The organism is Gilliamella sp. B3482, assembly GCF_026536805.1.
Taxonomy (GTDB): Bacteria; Pseudomonadota; Gammaproteobacteria; order Enterobacterales; family Orbaceae; genus Gilliamella; species Gilliamella apicola_E.
On sequence record NZ_JAFNNL010000009.1, the window covers coordinates 13079 to 32769 of the forward strand.

15 protein-coding genes are annotated in these 19691 nt (G+C 35.6%); 7 read left to right on the forward strand and 8 right to left on the reverse strand.

Going from position 1 to position 19691, the window contains the following annotated elements; translation table 11 throughout:
• Positions 1-14: 14 nt before the first annotated feature.
• Both J3U18_RS11520 and J3U18_RS11525 read right to left on the reverse strand, forming a co-directional pair.
• Positions 15-1982, reverse strand: a complete 1968-nt coding sequence (locus J3U18_RS11520; RefSeq protein ID WP_267354190.1) for a MacB family efflux pump subunit — start codon at positions 1980-1982, stop codon at positions 15-17.
• 1 nt (position 1983) lies between these two features.
• Complete coding sequence (locus J3U18_RS11525; RefSeq protein WP_267354191.1) at positions 1984-3174, reverse strand: efflux RND transporter periplasmic adaptor subunit; 1191 nt, start codon at positions 3172-3174, stop codon at positions 1984-1986.
• Positions 3175-3759: 585 nt separating this feature from the next.
• On the opposite strand from J3U18_RS11525, the gene J3U18_RS11530 reads away from it, so the two are divergent.
• Positions 3760-4014, forward strand: coding sequence for a YfhL family 4Fe-4S dicluster ferredoxin (locus J3U18_RS11530; RefSeq protein WP_065733593.1), 255 nt, complete (start codon positions 3760-3762; stop codon positions 4012-4014).
• Here J3U18_RS11530 and ispH read toward each other — a convergent pair.
• The 6 genes from ispH to folE form a co-directional block, all read right to left on the reverse strand.
• Positions 4011-4961, reverse strand: coding sequence for a 4-hydroxy-3-methylbut-2-enyl diphosphate reductase (ispH, locus tag J3U18_RS11535; RefSeq protein WP_065563829.1), 951 nt, complete (start codon positions 4959-4961; stop codon positions 4011-4013). The genes J3U18_RS11530 and ispH overlap by 4 nt on opposite strands.
• Before the next feature lies 1 nt (position 4962).
• Positions 4963-5427: a signal peptidase II gene (gene lspA, locus J3U18_RS11540; protein WP_065733549.1), complete on the reverse strand. Its 465-nt coding sequence runs from the start codon at positions 5425-5427 to the stop codon at positions 4963-4965.
• Positions 5428-5529: 102 nt separating this feature from the next.
• Entirely contained in the window at positions 5530-8337 is a 2808-nt protein-coding gene (ileS, locus tag J3U18_RS11545; protein WP_267354193.1) for an isoleucine--tRNA ligase, read from the reverse strand.
• A 38-nt stretch (positions 8338-8375) separates the two neighbouring features.
• The gene (gene ribF, locus J3U18_RS11550; RefSeq protein ID WP_267354194.1) at positions 8376-9314 is read right to left on the reverse strand and encodes a bifunctional riboflavin kinase/FAD synthetase; all 939 of its coding nucleotides are present in this window, start codon (positions 9312-9314) and stop codon (positions 8376-8378) included.
• 181 nt (positions 9315-9495) lie between these two features.
• On the reverse strand, positions 9496-9993 hold the full coding sequence (locus J3U18_RS11555; RefSeq protein WP_220225363.1) for a hypothetical protein: 498 nt from the start codon (positions 9991-9993) through the stop codon (positions 9496-9498).
• 16 nt (positions 9994-10009) lie between these two features.
• Positions 10010-10666, reverse strand: coding sequence for a GTP cyclohydrolase I FolE (gene folE / locus J3U18_RS11560; RefSeq protein ID WP_065733552.1), 657 nt, complete (start codon positions 10664-10666; stop codon positions 10010-10012).
• 205 nt (positions 10667-10871) lie between these two features.
• Here folE and polA point away from each other — a divergent pair, with 205 nt between their 5' ends.
• The 6 genes from polA (at position 10872) to asnB (ending at position 19413) form a co-directional block, all read left to right on the forward strand.
• On the forward strand, positions 10872-13646 hold the full coding sequence (gene polA, locus J3U18_RS11565) for a DNA polymerase I (RefSeq protein WP_267354196.1): 2775 nt from the start codon (positions 10872-10874) through the stop codon (positions 13644-13646).
• A gap of 230 nt (positions 13647-13876) precedes the next feature.
• Positions 13877-15301, forward strand: a complete 1425-nt coding sequence (gene gltX, locus J3U18_RS11570) for a glutamate--tRNA ligase (protein WP_267354198.1) — start codon at positions 13877-13879, stop codon at positions 15299-15301.
• Between the two features lie 44 nt (positions 15302-15345).
• Entirely contained in the window at positions 15346-16932 is a 1587-nt protein-coding gene (locus tag J3U18_RS11575) for an intermembrane phospholipid transport protein YdbH family protein (RefSeq protein WP_267354200.1), read from the forward strand.
• Between the two features lie 18 nt (positions 16933-16950).
• Positions 16951-17136 carry a YnbE family lipoprotein gene (locus J3U18_RS11580; RefSeq protein WP_065563820.1) on the forward strand — a complete coding sequence of 62 codons (186 nt, stop codon included), beginning with the start codon at positions 16951-16953 and terminating at the stop codon, positions 17134-17136.
• Positions 17137-17242: 106 nt separating this feature from the next.
• Positions 17243-17581: a YdbL family protein gene (locus J3U18_RS11585; protein ID WP_267337758.1), complete on the forward strand. Its 339-nt coding sequence runs from the start codon at positions 17243-17245 to the stop codon at positions 17579-17581.
• A 158-nt stretch (positions 17582-17739) separates the two neighbouring features.
• Positions 17740-19413 carry an asparagine synthase B gene (gene asnB, locus J3U18_RS11590; RefSeq protein WP_065563818.1) on the forward strand — a complete coding sequence of 558 codons (1674 nt, stop codon included), beginning with the start codon at positions 17740-17742 and terminating at the stop codon, positions 19411-19413.
• Positions 19414-19691: the final 278 nt, after the last annotated feature.

The window sequence follows — 19691 nt, forward strand, 5'->3', positions numbered from 1 at the left end:
TTTAACAGCGCTTTTTATTCTCTTTCTAATGCATAAATTGGATCAAGTTTTGCGGCTCGTTTTGCTGGAAAATACCCAAAAATTATGCCAATTATACTTGAACAGCTAAAGGCGGCGATAATTGAAATGATTGAAAAACGCATTGCAAATGATGTGACAAAATAATTAAAAATCCCACCGACCACAAATGATAATAAAATACCTAATGTTCCGCCGATCAAACACACTAATACCGCTTCGATTAAAAACTGTTGCAATATATCACTCGAGCGTGCTCCAACAGCCATGCGCACACCAATTTCTCGAGTTCTTTCGGTAACCGATACTAGCATGATATTCATTACCCCAATACCACCGACTAACAGTGATATAAATGCAATGGTTGAGATTAATAATGTTAACACCCAAGCCGAGGAATTAACCGTTTCACGGATACTATCTGAATTAAAGATAAAAAAGTCTTTAACACCATGCCGTTGTATCATGATTTTATTAATCGCTTGTTCAGCAACTGATAAATCAACATTATCATTAATCCGAACCGTAATACTTCTTAACGATGTTTGTCCAACCATGCGATTAATGACAGTGGTATAAGGTAACCAGATATTGAGACTCTCATTATTACCAAATCCCTGTTGTTGTTTGGTGGCAACACCAATTACTCTTACCGGTAATTGACCCACCATAAGAATTTTTCCAATTGGATTTTCATTCTTAAATAACTGTTTAACGGTATTTTCATCGATAACGGCATCTTGTGCTGATGATGCAACGCTAGCTTGATCAAAAGCAATGCCTTGGGTGATGTCATAACCACGAACGGCAAAAAATTGCTCTCCCACACCATTTACTGTACCAGTCATCGCCAAATTTTTGACTCGAAAATAGACTGATGTTGCCAGATTTGGGGTTGTGCTATGAACAAAATTCTGTTTCGCTAAAAAGTCAGCATCGGATGAGCGTAGGGTGGTAATTTTATCTGCATTACGATCCCCAAATCCGCTACCGGGATAAATCTCTAGCGTGCTTGTTCCTAATGAGTTTATATTCGAGAGTATTTTTTGTTTTGTACCTTCTCCTAATGCAACCATGGAAACGACAGAAGCTATGCCAATGATGATACCAAGCATGGTTAGAAAAGTGCGTAATCGTTGAGAACGCATCGACAATATCGCCATATTAAAGGCGTCTCGAAAGCGATTGTATTTAGCTTGAAAGTTGTCTTGGGTTTTAGTTGTTTCGATCTGTTTAACTTGGCGATTATCTTTTTTTTCTTCTACCTGATAGTTAGGATTGATTGAATCTGAGATAATATTTCCGTCACTGATTTCAATAATTCGCTCTGCACTTTGGGCAATATTGCTATCATGCGTTACAATAATCACAGTATGTCCTTGTTTATGAAGTTCTCGCAAGATAGCCATAACTTCTAATCCGCTTTTACGGTCAAGTGCGCCTGTTGGCTCATCTGCTAAAATAACCTGTCCGCCATTTATTAAGGCTCGAGCAATACTGACACGCTGTTGTTGACCTCCCGATAATTGGCTGGGTTTATTATTAGTTTTATCTTCAAGCCCTAAACGCGTTAATATTTCAATAGCTCGTTTTTTTCGTTGTTCATTAGTGATTCCTGCATAAATGGCGGGAATTTCAACGTTACCTTGTGCAGTTAAGGCGCTTAATAAATGATAGCGTTGAAAGATAAATCCAAAATGTTCTCGACGTAATTCAGCTAATTCATCGGGTGATAATTTATTGGTGGTTCGACCTCCAATTGTATAGACTCCCGAGCTTGGTTTATCTAAACAACCTAAAATATTCATTAACGTCGATTTGCCTGAGCCAGATGCACCAATAATGGCAACCATTTCACCGGCATTAATCGTTAAATTGATATTTTTAAGCACTTGTATGGTTGAATCACCGGCTGGGAATTCACGAACAATATTTTCAAGTTTGATAAGTGGATTATTTGTCATATCAAAATCTTATCCTCGGCGTGCGTCCATTAGGATTAAATAATGCGCCATTGTTACTACCAATAATGACGACTTCACCTTCTTTAAGTCCCGATTTGATTTCCACATTGATATTATTATTGATACCTAGACTGACTTCTCGTTCTTCAACATTATTATGTTGATCAAGTAGATAAATAATCGCTTTATTATCTGCTAAATTTTTTTGAACAGCTTGGGATGGAATAGTCAGTACATTTTTCGCTTCAGCTAACACAATATATACTTGAGCTGTCATTGAAATACGTAAAAGATGATCAGGGTTATCAACATCAAATAAACCATTGTAGTAAATTGCACTTTTGGTGGTAGATGATGCGCTTAACGTAGAGTTTTCAGTATTAATTGAGTCAGGTGCAGGCTCAATCGATCTTAATGTTAATCCCTCAAACCGCTTGTTTGGTTGTCCTAATATAGTGAAATAAACGGGCATACCTTTTTTAACACCAATAACATCGGCTTCCGAAATTTGTGCTTCAATGGTCATTTTATCCAATTGAGCGACTTTAACGATAGTCGGAGCACTTTGTACCGAGTTTACCGTTTGCCCTTGGTCGACAGGAATGGCAACAATAACACCATCAATTGGTGAGCGTATTTTGGTATAACCTAAATTAACTTTTGCAGTATCAACTGCCACTTGAGCGCTAACAATATCTGCATCAAGCGCTGCAATATCAGCTTTGATTGCATCAAGATCGGCTTTTGCTGAATCTAAATCTGATTGGACACCAACCCCTTTTTTAACCAGTTTTAATTGGCGTTCATAAGTTAGTTGATAGTTAACTAATTTTGCTTGCTTAGATGTACGCTGAGCTTCCAAGCTGTTTAATTTTGCTTCAGATTGTTTGAGATCGTTACTTTGTTTAAGATCATCAATCTCAGCAATCATATCTCCCTGCTTAACTTCATCGCCAAGTTCAACATACAATTTTTTGATTTGTCCAGAAACTTGTGCACCAACACTAACTTGTTTAAAAGCGCTTATAGTGCCATCAGCAAGAACCGTTTTCTCAACATTTCCTTTCGTTACTGGCGACGTAATATAATTAACGGCAGGCTCTGAAGGAAAAAAAATTAATTTTCCTAAATAAAGCACAACTAAAGTGGCAATAAAGATAACGATATATTTGAATCTAAAGAATTTTGCCAATTTTTCATCCTTTCGTTTTTGTTATTTTTTGAGCATTGTATCGTATTAATTTCATTTGCAATGATAACTAAAGATAATAAATTGTAATTTTTATGAAAATTTTTAACTGTATAACATATTAAAGATATTTCTGAATTGATAGAAAAATCACCTTTCTTTCAATATGTACTTAAAAATTTAATTATAAATATCATTAGATAATCATACATAGGAATACCTGTTTATTGCACAGAAAAAGTAGGCAATTCCTTATTAACTTACTAATGGAAATTAGTGAAGCTTTGAGGCATTCCTTCGTTCAATTTACTAATAAAACTATTTGCGCGTCAAGCTGATAAGTTTCTAAAATAATTTAAAATTTTAATAACTTTTTAAGTGGATAATCTGATTAGGAACACTTATTTTGATATGAATTAGGCTTTAATTTCCAAATTTATGCAATTTTAGACCTTCAAAAACCCCGTTCCTCAAAATTTTTTGCAAAAGTTTTGTCAATACTTAATGTAAATGTAGATCCGTATTAGGATTTATTTAGTATTGCGTTATAATGGCGCAAATTTTTTATTCGTTAAAGATATTGTAGCAATGGCGTTAAAAATAACTGATAAGTGTATTAATTGTGATATGTGTGAACCTGAATGTCCAAATGAGGCCATTTCAATGGGGTTCGATACTTATGAGATTGATCCAAATAAATGCACTGAGTGTGTCGGTTATTATGATCATTCTACCTGTCAACGCGTCTGTCCAATTCAAAATGCGATTATTGCTGATCCAGAGCATGTCGAAACCCAAGAAGAGTTATTAGAAAAATTTAAGCAACTAACACATGCTTCTTAATCAGTTGTTTTAACTTCTATACGTAACTCTTTGGGAATTTCAAAAGTAATATTTTCTGAAATACCTTCGGTTTCAATCATTGATGTGCAACCTAAACTTTTTAGATGCTCAATAACTTGTTTAACTAAAATTTCTGGGGCAGAAGCGCCAGCGGTGACACCAATAGTTTGAGCATTTTCTAGCCATTTAAGATTGATGTCTGAGGCGTAGTCGATTAAGTAGGCATTTTTGCTGTTTCGTCTTGCAAGCTCTGCTAATCGACTGGAGTTTGATGAATTTTTAGATCCAACCACTAAGACAATATCGGCTTGAGATGATAACTGCTTAACTGCTTGTTGGCGGTTAGTGGTGGCGTAACAAATATCGTTTTTACGAGGGCTACGAATATTGGGAAATCGATTTTTTAACGCTTCAATGATTTCTGCGGTATCATCAACCGATAAGGTTGTTTGTGTTGTAAAACAGAGATGATTGTCATTTTTTACTTGCAAGTTTTGTACATCTTTAATTGATTCGACTAAATAGATTCCACCTGCTGGATTACTATATTGTCCCATCGTGCCATCTACTTCAATATGGCCAGCATGACCAATAAGAATAACCTCTTCACCTCGATAGCTTGCTCTGGCGACTTCCATATGAACTTTAGTTACTAAAGGGCATGTTGCATCGAATATTCGTAGCTGACGACGTTTGGCCTCATCACGAACTGTTTTAGATACCCCATGGGCAGAAAAAATAAGGATACTATCGTCTGGGACATCATTGAGATCTTCGATAAATATTGCGCCAAGTTCTTTAAGACGGTTAACTACGTAGCGATTATGTACAACTTCATGGCGAACATAAACAGGAGCACCAAATAGCTCAAGCGCGCGTTCAACGATAGTAATAGCTCGATCTACTCCAGCACAAAAGCCACGAGGATTAGCGAGTATAATCTGCATATTAGTCAGTCTTTTTAGCATAATTGCTTAGGATGTAAAATCCAATACCTAAACAAATCGCACAATCAGCAATATTAAAAGTTGGGTAGTGCCAATCACCAAAATTGACATCTAGAAAGTCGACAACAAATCCATGGTAAAGACGGTCAAATAGGTTTCCTAATGCACCACCTAAAATTAATGCTAATGAAAAATTTTCTAATTTTTGCTTATGGTTACTGCGATATAACATATAAACAATTACGACACTAACAGCAAAAGCTACGGCAGCAAGTATCCATCGTTGACCTTCAAAAATACTGAAAGCTGCGCCAATATTATGTACATAGGTGATAGAGAAGAAGGGTAAAAGATTTACAGATTCAAATAAGTAAAAATTATTTATAATCCAGAATTTACTTGCGATATCGATAATAAAAACGACAACCGCAAATAATAACCAGTGAAGTCCGTTATCTTTTTTCATATAGTTTATGCTCATTATTATAATACCGCCGACAATCGTCGGCGGTAAGTGTTCTTAATTGCTATAAAATTATTTTTATAGCCCTATTTATTTTTATATCACTTAGGCAAAATGTCTAACTTCACCATTACCATGAATGTTTTGTTCACAACGTTTACATAAGTGAGTGGTTGGGTTGTTATCAACTGTAAAATGCCAGCAACGAGGACATTTATCGCCTTGTGCTTTAGCAAGTTCAATTTTAAGACCTTGAATATCACTTTGTACCGCATGTTGTGGTGCATTTTCTAAAGGTTTCACCGTCGCTTGTGAAGTCAGTAATACAAAGCGTAATTCGTTTTCTAATTTAGCGAGTGCCGTTGCTATTTCGCTATTAGCATAAAGGGTTACCGCTGCTTCAAGTGATCCCCCGATAACTTTATCATTACGGCCTTGTTCTAAAACTTTATTGACTTCACTTCGAATAGCTAAGATTTGAGCCCAATAAGCACTGTTTAATGTTTCACTATCTGATAAGGTAAATAGCAAGGTATACCATTCATCTTCAAATACAAATTCAGATTTTTCAGTAGCAGGTAGATATTGCCAAATTTCATCAGCAGTGAATGATAAAACTGGTGCAATCCAACGAACCATCGCTTGAGCGATATGATATAACGCAGTTTGACAACTATGGCGCGCAACACTATCGCTTTTTGCTGTATATTGACGATCTTTGATAATATCTAAATAGAATGAGCCCATTTCGATTGAGCAAAATTGCATAATACGTTGTACGACTCTATGGAAATCGTAGTTTTCATAAGCTTGAATGATTTGCTCTTGAGCTTCTTTAGCTATACTGACAGCCCAACGATCAAGTACTACCATATCTTCTGGTTTAACCATATCTTTAGCTGGATCGAAACCATTTAAGTTAGCCAGTAAGAAGCGTGCGGTATTACGAATACGACGGTAGCTATCGGCTGCACGTTTAATGATTTCATCTGAATAACTCATTTCGCCTGAATAATCAGTCGATGCAATCCACAAACGTAAAATATCTGCCCCAAGTTTATTCATCACTTCTTGAGGGGTCACAATGTTACCAAGTGATTTAGACATCTTACGTCCTTGTCCATCGACCACAAAACCGTGAGTTAATACTTGTTTATACGGTGCTTTGTTATCAATTGCCGTTGATAGCATTAATGAAGACATAAACCAACCACGATGCTGATCTGAACCTTCTAAGTACATATCAGCTTCGTGTCCTGCAAATTCAGGACGCACGCCAACCACTGAGTAGAATGTTGAGCCTGAATCAAACCATACATCTAGTGTATCGGGCACTTTACGATAATCATCAGCATCAGGACCTAATAAATCTTTAATATCGGCATCCCACCATGCTTGAATACCGTTTTGTTCAACCAATTTAGCCACTTTCTCAACTAGTTGTAGTGTGTCTGGATGTAACTCTTCAGTTTCTTTATGCACAAATAGCGTCATAGGCACGCCCCATGTGCGTTGACGTGAAATACACCAATCAGGACGGTTCGCTACCATAGTTTCAATTCGAGCTTGTCCCCAATCTGGAATCCAACGAACTTGTTTGATCTCTTTTAGTGATTGAGCACGTAAACCTTGTTTATCCATACTGATAAACCATTGTGGTGTTGCACGGTAGATAACAGGCGTTTTATGTCGCCAGCAACAAGGATAGCTATGTTCAATGTTTTCAAAGTGTAGTAAAGCATTGCGTTCTTTTAATAGTTCAACTACCACTTTATTAGCTTTGAAAACAAATAAACCATCTAAACCAACACCTGTTCCAGGTAAATAACAGCCATTGCCACCAACTGGGTTAGCAACTTCAAGCCCATATTTTTGACCAACTAAAAAGTCTTCAACACCGTGACCAGGCGCCGTGTGCACTGCACCTGTACCTGCGTCAACTGTCACATGTTCACCAAGTACAATTGGTTCATCAAACTCAAGGAAAGGATGTTTAAAGCGTAATAGCTCAAGCGCATCACCTTTACAGCTGCCAAGTACTTTCCATTCTGAAATTTCGGCACGTTTCATGACTGATTCGACCAGATCAGCGGCTAAAATTAAGCATTCTTTATCGTTTATTTGTACTAGTTGATACTCAAATTCAGCATTTAAGGCAATACCTCGGCTGGCAGGTAATGTCCAAGGTGTTGTCGTCCAAATCACGGCATAAATAGTTAGGTCGGTATTAACACCAAATTTACTTGCAACAGCTTGGTTATCTACGGCTTTGAATTTTACATCTATTGCGGGCGATGATTTATCATAATATTCGACTTCAGCTTCCGCTAAAGCTGACATACAATCTGTACACCAATAAACTGGTTTAGCACCTTTGACTAAATGCCCATTTTGAATCACTCTACCTAAAGCACGAATAATATTCGCTTCAGTATCATAGTCCATTGTACGGTATGGATTTTGCCAATCCCCAAGCACACCCATGCGAATAAAATCAGCTTTTTGTAGTTCAACTTGTGAGGCAGCATAATCGCGACAAATTTGGCGAAACTCAGCTGGTGTTACTTTTACACCTGGTTTACCGACTTGCTCCTCGACTTTTTGCTCAATCGGCAAACCATGACAATCCCATCCTGGAATATATGGGGAGTCATAACCACTTAAGCCTTTTGATTTGATAATAATGTCTTTAATTATTTTATTAACGGCATGACCAATATGAAGTTTTCCGTTTGCATAAGGAGGTCCATCATGCAGAATAAAAGCTTTTTTGCCTTTTTTGCCTTGACGGATTTTGCGATAAAGTTCTTTATCGTACCAATTTTGCAACATCGCCGGTTCACGTTTAGCAAGATCACCTCGCATAGGGAATCCGGTTTCCGGTAAATTCAATGTGTTTTTATAGTCTGTCATGCTGATTTATTCCAGTTAATTTTTGTTGAAACTACTTTTTAATTGGTTAATTTTGCACTGATCTGTTTCGCAGTGCAAACATCTTGTGCAATTTGTTGTTTTAAATCGGTTAGCGAATCAAATTTTTTCTCGTCGCGTAACTTATGAACGAATATAACGTCTAAATATTGTCCATAAATATCACCTGAAAAGTCAAATAGATTAACCTCTAAAATAGCCTTTTTGCCTTCAATGGTTGGTCTTATACCGATATTGGCAATGCCATGATAATGCTGATTACTACAACAGTTTTTGACTTTTACAAAATAGACGCCTTGTAAAGCGGTTTTTTTTCGATTTAAATGAATATTGGCTGTCGGAAATCCTAATTGTCTGGCTAACGCATTGCCATGAACCACTTTCCCTTCAATGGCATAATTACGGCCTAAAAGGCAATGAGCCAATTTAAAATCACTATTAAATAACGCCTCACGAACAGCTGTACTGCTGATCCTTAAATCATTCCAAACAAACGTGGGCATACTCTCAACTACAAATTGATTGTTATGAGTATATTGTTGTAAAAGATTAATATCACCTTTACGCTCACGACCAAATCGGAAATCATCGCCAATAACAATATATTTAGCTTGTAATTTGTTTATCAACCAATCTTGAATAAAATCTGGGGCTAACATATTGGCAAAGGTTTGGGTAAATGGCACCGCAATAATATAGTCGATACCCAATTTTTTAATTAATTCCACTTTTTCTTTAAAAGACGTTAACCTAGCGGGAGCATTTTGTTTGCAAAAAAACTCTAAAGGTTGAGGCTCAAATAACATAACCACTGTTGGTAAGTTTAATTTCTTACTTTGTTTTATTAAATGGTTAATTAATTGTTGGTGTCCTAAATGCACGCCATCAAAGTTGCCCAATGTAAGTACACATTGAGTAAATTGATTGTTTAAATTATCAATACCGCGAATGATCTTCATGAAAGCGTGCTATTAATTGTGATGTTTTAACTAAAATAGCTGTGAATTATACCAATCTTTCTTAAAGATGCACGTAATATAAAGCTGATTTGTATTTGATTTTGGGATTTTGATGAATAATCAATTCCCATACGACTGTCACAAAAATCCACTGAATTTAGATTGGCGTGAATTTGGATTGTTACCAAAAAATCCGACAATAAGCCAGTTCTTTTGCCCGTTTTTTATATTCAGCTTGTTGCTCATTAGGAATAAAAAAACGGTTTTTTTCTATCTCTTCGCACTCTTTTACATCGCGTTTAATGTGCTCTGCTTCTTCTTTTGAAATTCGAAAGAAATGGGTATTAAATATACCGATTTTTGTATCATCATCCATAGTCACTTTGTTTTCTAAACCAAAATTTCTTTCTGATGGATAAGCCAGTCCGTCGAAATTGTCTTGTGATTTTGTGAGTTTTCGCATCGCAATGGTTTGACCATTACCATAAACGTAGTTTTCATTGATAAAGTAATTGTCTCCTTGTTTACTTATTTCAACAAGATTGGCGATCGACGCCGTATGTTTATAATCCGGACCACCTTCAACCCAAAAACCAATAAATTTATCATTATGATTAGATTCCTGTTCAGAACAGGCTGTAATAAACAGTATCATAAACATGAGTGATAAATATTTCATTCAATATCCTTTATTATTAATGATTTAATGCGCGTAAAAACTCTTGTCGGGTGCTTGGATTAGTTTTAAAGCCTCCCCCTAATGCGGTCGTGGTAGTTAAACTATTGGAATCTTTAATACCTCGAGCTTTAACACAATAGTGAGTAGCATCAATTGAAACAGCAACATTAACTGTTCCTAATAGCGTCTGTAGTGCCACCAAAATTTGTTGGGTTAATCTTTCTTGCACTTGCGGGCGCTGGGAAAAGAATTCAACAATCCGATTGATTTTTGATAAACCAATCACTTTATCTTTTGGGATATAAGAAACGGTGGCTTTACCGTCAATGGTCACAAAATGGTGCTCACAAACACTGGTTAAAGTAATATCACGAACGGTAATCATTTCATCAACCTGCATTTTGTTTTCAATCAGGGTGATTTTGGGAAAGTTATGATAGTTAAGTCCGGAAAAGATCTCATCAACATACATTTTTGCAACGCGGTGCGGAGTTTCAGCAAGACTATCATCACTTAAATCGAGTTCCATAAGTTTCATGATTTCTCGAAAATGTGCTTCTATTTTTGCTTTCCTTTCGCTATTGTCCATAGGTAAACGACATGATGGGGTTTCAAGATTTTTAGCTGCTAGTGCTTTTTTGACCTCTTGTGCTGCAGGACTTAATTCTGTCATTTATTTGATACTCAGACGAAAATAGATATCAGTATTATATAATAGTGATATAGGGATATACAGTATTTTTAATTAATCAATTTGACTTAAAGATCGATGCGATCTCGAATATTTTTACACTATATTATCGGTACTCACAAGAATATTGTTACTAATTAGGTTATACTAATAATAACTGTATTAAATAACATTTGGGTAACTATTAATGCCAAATAATACGCCAATTATTTTGATTGATGGCTCTTCTTATCTTTATCGTGCTTTTTTTGCATGCCCTCCATTAACTAATTCCAAAGGTGAACCTACTGGGGCTATTTTTGGTGTGGTCAATATGATACGCAGTCTAATAAATCAATATGATCCAACTCATATTGCTGTCGTTTTTGATGCAAGTGGCGGATCTTTCCGTAATGAACTTTATAGCGAATATAAAGCTACTCGTGAAGAAATGCCTGAAAATTTACGACCTCAAATCGAACCAATTCATACTATTTTAAAAGCGATGGGATTACCACTGCTTTGCGTAGATGGAGTTGAGGCTGATGATGTGATAGGCACATTGGCTAGACAAGCGGAAAAAGAAAATCTTGAGGTACTAATCAGTACTGGTGACAAAGATATGGCACAATTAGTCAGTGATAAAATCACACTAATAAATACCATGAATAACACAATTCTTGACCCAGAAGGTGTTATGAAAAAATTTGGTGTTCCACCAGAAAAAATGATTGATTATTTAGCACTAAGAGGTGATACGTCTGATAATATTCCTGGTGTTCCGGGAATTGGTGAAAAAACGGCACTAAATTTATTAACGCATTTTGAAAGTTTAAATGATATTTATAGCCATTTGGATGAAATTCAAAAATTGCCTATTCGTGGTGCTAAATCATTGAAAAGTAAATTGGCTGATCATAAGAAAGAAGCTGACCTTTGTTATTTATTGGCGACAATTAAAACGGATGTTCCATTAGATTTTACGACGGAACAATTGCTTATAGGTGATATCGATACAACTAAATTAGTTGAATTGTTTGCTTATTATGATTTCCACCGTTGGCAAAAAGAATTAATCACGGGTAACTTTTTAAATCAGCAAAGTCAAATTCCTGTCGAAATTGAAGGGGAATTGTCCTCGATTGACCAAGAAGAGCTAGAGACTGAAGTACACGAAAAGGATTATCAATGTATTTTAACCGATACACAATTAGATGAATGGATTGCAAAATTAACTAGTTGTGAAGCCTTTGCATTTGATACGGAAACGGATAATGTCGATCATTTCCATGCTAGGCTTGTTGGGATATCGCTAAGTGTTACTCCACATCAAGCTGCTTATATTCCTCTAGCTCATCAATACCTAGGTGTTCCAGAGCAGTTACCGCTTAATGATGTATTGGCAAAATTAAAACCAATATTAGAGAATCCTCAAATTAAAAAAATCGTCCAAAATGCCAAATTTGATTACAGTGTATTGGCGAACTATGGCATTCAAGTGCAGGGTATTGCTTATGACACCATGTTAGAGTCCTATGTATTAAATAGCACTCAACGACATGACATGGATAGTATGGCAAAACGCTATTTGAAATATAAAACAATTACTTATGATGAATTAACTAAAGTTGGTAGAAAGCAATCAAGTATCGATACTATTGATGTTGAAAAAACAACCCAATATGCAGCAGAAGATGCGGATATTACTCTTCAATTACATCAAAAATTATGGCCACAGCTAGAAAAAAATGAAAAACTGACTAAGTTATTTTCAGACATTGAAATGCCGCTAGCAATTATTTTAGCTGACATGGAAAGAACAGGGGTTCTTGTTGATGCTGAACAATTAAAAGCGTATTCAAAAGAACTTAGCAAAATATTAAAGGATACTGAAGAAGAGTTACAATTCCTTGCGGGTGAAAAATTTAATCCGGGTTCACCAAAACAAATTCAAGCAATTTTATTTGATAAACACCAATTACCCGTACTCAAAAAAACGCCTAAAGGTGATCCTTCAACAAGTGAAGAAGTATTAAATGAATTAGCAAATACATATGTATTACCTCGTAAAATTTTATATTACCGAGGGTTAGCCAAATTAAAAAATACTTATACCGATAAACTACCGTTGATGATTAGTCCAATTGATCACCGAATTCATACCAATTATAACCAAATTGGTACTGTAACAGGACGATTATCATCAAACGACCCTAATTTACAAAATATTCCTGTTCGAACCGAGGAAGGTCGCCGTATTCGTCAAGCATTTATCGCCCCAAAAGGTTATAAAATTATTTCAGCTGATTATTCGCAAATTGAGCTACGTATTATGGCGCATTTATCGCAGGATAAAAGTTTGCTAAATGCTTTTGCTCATGATAAAGACATTCATCGGGTGACAGCGAGTGAAATTCTAAGTAAACCAGAGCCAGAAGTTACCGCAGAAGAGCGAAGAAGAGCTAAAGCTGTAAATTTCGGATTAATTTATGGCATGAGTGCTTTTGGGTTATCTAAACAAATTAATATTCCTCGTAAAGAAGCAAAATTCTATATTGATCGTTATTTTGAACGTTATCCTGGTGTACAAGTGTATATGGACAGAATTCGTCAACAAGCATCCGAGCAAGGCTACGTTGAAACCTTATCAGGAAGACGATTATATTTACCAAAAATTAGCTCATCTAGAGTTAATGAAAAACGAGGTGCTGAGCGTGCAGCAATTAATGCGCCAATGCAAGGTACAGCAGCTGATATTATTAAAACAGCTATGATCAAGATGAGTGAATGGATTAAAACCCAGCCTAACGGGAATATCAGAATGTTAATGCAAGTACACGATGAACTTGTATTTGAGGTTAAAGAAGAGCTTGTTAGTGAATATAGTAAATCTATTAAATCTATCATGGAAAATTGTTATCAACTCTCAGTACCATTAAAAGTGGATGTTGGTATTGGTAATAATTGGGATGAAGCTCATTAATAACTTTGATAATTTATATTTTTATACTCGATTTTATATTGAGTAACTACTTAAATTAGTTGCTAATTTTGTCTATTACTGACGGCTTGCTCAAACCTTTTGACGTGTTAAAATAAGCAACTAAATTGAACTTATTGCAATTGCCTTTCCTATTGATGGAAAGCGGTTAAATAAAAAGAGCATAAGTGATAAATTGACATTTTAGGGCTCTTTATTAATAGGATTATTTCATGAAAATTAAAACCCGTTTTGCACCAAGCCCAACTGGTTACTTACATGTTGGTGGTGCACGTACTGCGCTTTATTCGTGGCTTTATACCCGCCATGCGCATGGCGCCTTTGTATTGCGTATTGAAGATACCGACCTTGAACGTTCAACACCAGAGGCGATTGATGCGATTATGGAAGGTATGAATTGGTTAAAATTATCATGGGATGAAGGCCCATATTTCCAAACCAAACGTTTTGATCGTTATAATCAAGTTATTGACGAAATGTTAGCCAATAAAACGGCTTATCGTTGTTATTGCTCAAAAGAGCGCTTAGAAAAATTGCGCGAAGAGCAAATGGCAAAAGGCGAAAAAGCGCGTTATGATGGTCATTGTCGTTGTGATGAAGTACAAAAACAGCATTCACATACCGAACCACATGTTGTTCGCTTTGCTAATCCGGTCGATGGCGTTGTTATTTTTAACGATTTAATTCGTGGTCCTATTGAAATTGCCAATAAAGAGCTGGATGATTTAATCATTCGTCGCACTGATGGTTCTCCAACTTATAACTTTTGCGTCGTTGTTGATGATTGGGATATGGAAATCACCCATGTTATTCGTGGTGAAGATCATATTAATAATACGCCTCGTCAAATTAATATTTTAAAAGCACTAGGGGCACCATTACCTGAATATGGTCATGTATCAATGATTTTAGGTGACGATGGACAAAAACTCTCTAAACGTCATGGCGCAGTGAGTGTGATGCAATACCGTGATGATGGTTATCTGCCAGAAGCCTTGCTTAACTATTTAGTTCGTCTAGGCTGGTCTCATGGCGATCAAGAGATATTTTCCGTACCAGAAATGATTGATTTCTTTTCATTAGATGCAGTAAGTAAATCTGCCAGTGCATTTAATACTGAAAAATTACTTTGGTTAAATCATCATTATATTAATCATTTAGATGCTGATTATGTTGCACAGCATTTAGTTTGGCATATGAATCAGCAAGGTTATGATTTAACACAAGGTCCTGATTTAATTACTATAGTGAAACTATTTGGTGAACGTTGTAAAACATTGAAAGAAATGGCAGAGTCATGTACTTATTGCTATCAAGATTTTGATGAATTTGATGCTGATGCAGCTAAAAAACATTTACGACCTGTTGCAAAAGAACCTTTAGAGGCAATCAAAGCTAAAATTGCAGCAATTTCAGATTTTGATTGGCAAATTGATAAAATTCATCATGCTATTGAGGCAACAGCCACCGAGCTTGAAGTCGGGATGGGTAAAGTAGGTATGCCACTTCGTGTTGCAGTGACGGGAATTGGGCAATCGCCTTCTGTTGACGCAACTGTTTATGCTGTTGGTAAAAAACGTACATTAGCAAGAATTGACAAGGCATTGGCTTATATTGCTAACAGAGAACAAGCATAATAATCGCCGATACTATTCGGCGATCCACTTGTTGAGAGTTTATTATGGCTCGCTTAAAAAAACGTTATTGGATTCCATCTCTTATATTACTCATAATAGTGATATTAAGCTTATATGGTTGGCGATATTGGTTATCATTCAAGGATGAACATAATCTTTCTATAGATTGGCAAGGTATTGATATCGGCCTCGGCGGATTATCTTTTGATGAGCTAACTATTTCACAACAGCCACAATTATCGTTAAAAGCGAGCAATGTCAAACTATCGTTGTCAACCTTTACGGCAAAAAGTATTGATATTTACTGGTCCGATTCAACTGATAAATCAGGCTTGCCAAAGGTGACAGATACACAAGAGCTCAATCAATCTTCTTCTAATTCTTCCACTGTATCGACTATCATTTATTGGCTTCCAAATAATATCAATGTCGACTCTTTAACATTTTATCAACAGAAAAAAGAGTTAGTTAATCTGAAGGTTCAGGCCACTAAAGAGCAAAATACAATACAACTTAATCTATCAAGTAATAATCAACACACATTAACTGCTAACCTTTCGTTTGATCAGTTAAATTCTTGCTTCGAAATCAAAGAGGGGGTCTTGACGACTTCCTTGAATCAATTTGGAATAGAAAAAGGTAATCTGACTTTACCATTTACTGGGGTTTTAACTAGCGATAAAGTTATTTTAAAGAGTTCAGACAACGCTTTTTTTAATATTGAAAAAGCGAAATTTTCAGATGACTTAATTGTTAAACCATTAGTAGGAAAGCTGACCTTTGAAGTAACAATACCTATTTCGCTTGAATCGAAACAAATTAATGCAAAATCAACATTAACAATTAATAAATTTGATGGCATATTTAAAGCGACTGAATTTAAATCCGCAGTTGGCAACATCGATATTTCATTTAATAACAATCAATTTACTATTTCAACGCCCGCATTGACTATTCAACAAGTTAATATTGGTGTTAATTTCGAGAAGATTAGATTAGCAGGTAGTTATTCAGCATCGCTAAATGCACCGAGTAAAGGGTTAGTGAAATGGACGAAAGCGCAAGCCGCTATTTTTTCTGGCTCAGTTTTTCTTGATCAGGGACAATTGAATTTAGCTAAATTACCCCAACAATTTAATTTAAGGCTAAAAAAGATACAATTGAAAGATATCTTGGCTAAATATCCTGCCGATGGTTTAGCTGGAGATGGGGCAATTGATGGCACTTTGCCAATAACATTATTACCGTCCAGTAAAAAAGGGACAGCTTTTAATGAAGTCGTCATAAAAAACGGCCAGTTAGTTACGGTTAATGAAGGATATTTACAGTTTGAAAATACGGCACTGAAAAATTATGCCCAAGCTAACCCGAATATGAAAATTCTCACTGATATAATCAAAAATTTTCATTATACTAAGTTGTCGGGTATGGTGAGTTATCAAAATGAAATTGCTAAATTAGGACTAAATATTCAAGGTAATAACCGTGATGTTGAAAATGGTAAAGCGGTGAATTTGAATATAAATCTTGAAGAGAATATTGCAAAACTATTAATAAGTTTACAACTTTCCGATCAAATTAACGAACCTATTCGCAAACGTATTGAAGCGTATTTAAAAAGGAAATCTTGATAGATAAGAGGTTATTCTATGATTAAAACTATTATTACAATTATAGTGTGTAGTGCTGTACTAATGGGTTGTACGCCAACGGTTAAAGTGCAAGCACCAAATGAACCAATTAATATCAATTTGAACGTTAAGATTGATCACGAAATTAATATCAAAGTGGACAAAGCGCTAGATAATATTATTAATAAATCAGGTTTATATTAATATTAATGAGTGCATAAACACGACTTTTATAGCAAAACATTTAAATTTCAACCGTTTTTACATATTTAATTCATCTTAATACGATGTATTTAATAAGGAGTCTGTTATGAATAAAAAAGCGATAGTAGCATTATTATCAATCTTATTAGCTATGCCAGTTTTTGCTTTAAATTTAGATCAAGCGATTAATTCACTACCTCAAGCAAAAGCAAATGGTTTAGTTGGAGAACAAACCGATGGTTATTTAGGCGTTGTAAAAAATGAAGGTAATGCAAGCGAAATTGCCCAATTAATTAATCAGGCTCGTAAACAAGAGTACCAAAAAGTATCAGCTGAAAGTAACGTGCCACTAGTTGAAGTTCAAAACAAAGCAGGAAGTAAAGCTCAAGAAAAAACGCCTGCTGGTCAATACATCAAACAGCAAGGGCAGTGGATAAAAAAATAAAAGCAATCTTTATTATAGGAAAAGTATAACGATATTGTACTTTAATTGTTAATCAATAATGTGTATCCTGTTATTTTTGTGATTTGCTTGCAATAATATTTAATATAAATTTTATTAGTAAATAGTATCGCTATAGCGATTTTAAATGGAGAAATTCAATGTGTTCGATTTTAGGTATTCTTGATATTAAATCAGATCCGGAACAGCTACGAACAAAAGCATTAGAGCTATCAAGCCTGCAACGTCATCGTGGCCCTGATTGGTCTGGTATTTTTGCTTCTGATAAAGCGATTTTAGCTCATGAACGTCTATCAATTGTAGATGTTAATACTGGATCTCAACCGCTTTATAATAAAGATAAAACATTAGTTTTAGCGGTTAATGGCGAAATTTATAATCATCAAGAACTCCGAAATCAGTACAAAGATCGTTATGAATTCCAAACAGGCTCTGACTGTGAAGTGATCTTAGCTTTATATCAAGAAAAAGGTATACACTGTCTTGATGACTTACAAGGTATGTTTGCGTTTATTCTTTATGATATTAATAAAGGCACCTATTTTATTGGTCGTGATCATATCGGTATCATTCCGATGTATATGGGACATGATGAAAACGGCACGTTTTACGTTGCGTCTGAAATGAAAGCATTGGTTCCGGTTTGTAAAACGATTGAGGCTTTTCCTCCTGGAAGTTACTTATCAAGTACAGAAGGTGAAATTAAAACCTATTACAAACGTGATTGGATGGAATATGATAACGTCAAAGATAATAAGACAGATATCAATGAACTTCGTGTTGCACTAGAAGAGTCTGTAAAAAGTCATCTTATGTCAGATGTTCCTTATGGCGTTTTATTATCTGGTGGACTTGATTCTTCTGTTATTTCAGCAATTACTAAAAAGTTTTCTGCTCGTCGCGTTGAAGATCATGAAAAATCAGAAGCATGGTGGCCACAATTGCACTCATTCGCGGTTGGTTTAAAAGGTGCCCCAGATCTTAAGGCTGCACAAGCAGTTGCTGATCATCTAGGTACTGTTCACCACGAAATTAACTTCACCATTCAAGAAGGTATTGATGCAATCCGTGATGTTATTTATTTTATCGAAACGTATGATGTAACAACGATTCGTGCCTCAACCCCAATGTATTTAATGGCAAGAAAAATTAAAGCAATGGGTATCAAAATGGTCCTATCAGGTGAAGGTGCTGATGAAGTATTTGGTGGTTACCTCTATTTCCACAAAGCGCCAAATGCCAAAGAGTTTCATGAAGAAACTGTCCGAAAATTAGCCGCGTTACACATGTACGATTGTGCACGTGCTAATAAAGCAATGGCTGCATGGGGCGTTGAAGCGCGTGTACCTTTCTTGGATAAAAAATTCTTAGATGTGGCAATGCGTATTAATCCGAAAGATAAAATGTGTGGTAGTAACGGTAAAATGGAAAAACACATTGTTCGTGAAGCATTTGAATCTTACTTACCAGCATCAGTGGTATGGCGTCAAAAAGAACAATTCTCTGACGGTGTAGGCTACAGTTGGATCGATACCTTAAAAGAAATTGCTGAAAGCAAAATTACGGATCAACAGCTAGAAAATGCAAAATTCCGTTTCCCATACAATACGCCAACATCAAAAGAAGCGTATATGTATCGTGAGATTTTTGACGAATTATTCCCTGTTGAAAGTGCTGCACATTGTGTACCAGGTGGCCCAACCGTTGCTTGTTCAACTGCAAAAGCGATTGAATGGGATGAATCATTTAAAAATCTAAATGATCCGTCAGGCCGTGCAGCAGTTGGTGTACATAATGATGCTTATAAAAAATAGCAATCTTAAATTTTATAAAGGGCATGATTGCCCTTTTTTATTATGTCTTGAACTAGCTAATGCTACATTCCTAAAGCTATATTCTTAAAGCCCTCCAGCATTATTAGTATATTTTCTGATAGAAAATAATTATCCCCTTATCAAAGCTGATTTTTATAATATTTGTTAAATATGTGATCTAAATTCACTTTTTTTTAAATCATATTAATTATAATCAATGTTACCTGTCACATTTAAGTCAGAAAAAGGATGAATAACGTTCATTTTAAATAAAAAGC

What these genes read in the sequence shown, in the direction of transcription:
- J3U18_RS11520 (WP_267354190.1), bottom strand. Translation starts at nt 1,982, where the DNA reads ATGACAAATAATCCACTTATCAAACTTGAAAATATTGTTCGTGAATTC.
- ileS (WP_267354193.1), bottom strand. Translation starts at nt 8,337, where the DNA reads ATGACAGACTATAAAAACACATTGAATTTACCGGAAACCGGATTCCCT.
- ispH (WP_065563829.1), bottom strand. Translation starts at nt 4,961, where the DNA reads ATGCAGATTATACTCGCTAATCCTCGTGGCTTTTGTGCTGGAGTAGAT.
- J3U18_RS11580 (WP_065563820.1), top strand. Translation starts at nt 16,951, where the DNA reads ATGATTAAAACTATTATTACAATTATAGTGTGTAGTGCTGTACTAATG.
- lspA (WP_065733549.1), bottom strand. Translation starts at nt 5,427, where the DNA reads ATGAAAAAAGATAACGGACTTCACTGGTTATTATTTGCGGTTGTCGTT.
- gltX (WP_267354198.1), top strand. Translation starts at nt 13,877, where the DNA reads ATGAAAATTAAAACCCGTTTTGCACCAAGCCCAACTGGTTACTTACAT.
- J3U18_RS11530 (WP_065733593.1), top strand. Translation starts at nt 3,760, where the DNA reads ATGGCGTTAAAAATAACTGATAAGTGTATTAATTGTGATATGTGTGAA.
- J3U18_RS11555 (WP_220225363.1), bottom strand. Translation starts at nt 9,993, where the DNA reads ATGAAATATTTATCACTCATGTTTATGATACTGTTTATTACAGCCTGT.
- asnB (WP_065563818.1), top strand. Translation starts at nt 17,740, where the DNA reads ATGTGTTCGATTTTAGGTATTCTTGATATTAAATCAGATCCGGAACAG.
- J3U18_RS11585 (WP_267337758.1), top strand. Translation starts at nt 17,243, where the DNA reads ATGAATAAAAAAGCGATAGTAGCATTATTATCAATCTTATTAGCTATG.
- folE (WP_065733552.1), bottom strand. Translation starts at nt 10,666, where the DNA reads ATGACAGAATTAAGTCCTGCAGCACAAGAGGTCAAAAAAGCACTAGCA.
- J3U18_RS11575 (WP_267354200.1), top strand. Translation starts at nt 15,346, where the DNA reads ATGGCTCGCTTAAAAAAACGTTATTGGATTCCATCTCTTATATTACTC.
- ribF (WP_267354194.1), bottom strand. Translation starts at nt 9,314, where the DNA reads ATGAAGATCATTCGCGGTATTGATAATTTAAACAATCAATTTACTCAA.
- polA (WP_267354196.1), top strand. Translation starts at nt 10,872, where the DNA reads ATGCCAAATAATACGCCAATTATTTTGATTGATGGCTCTTCTTATCTT.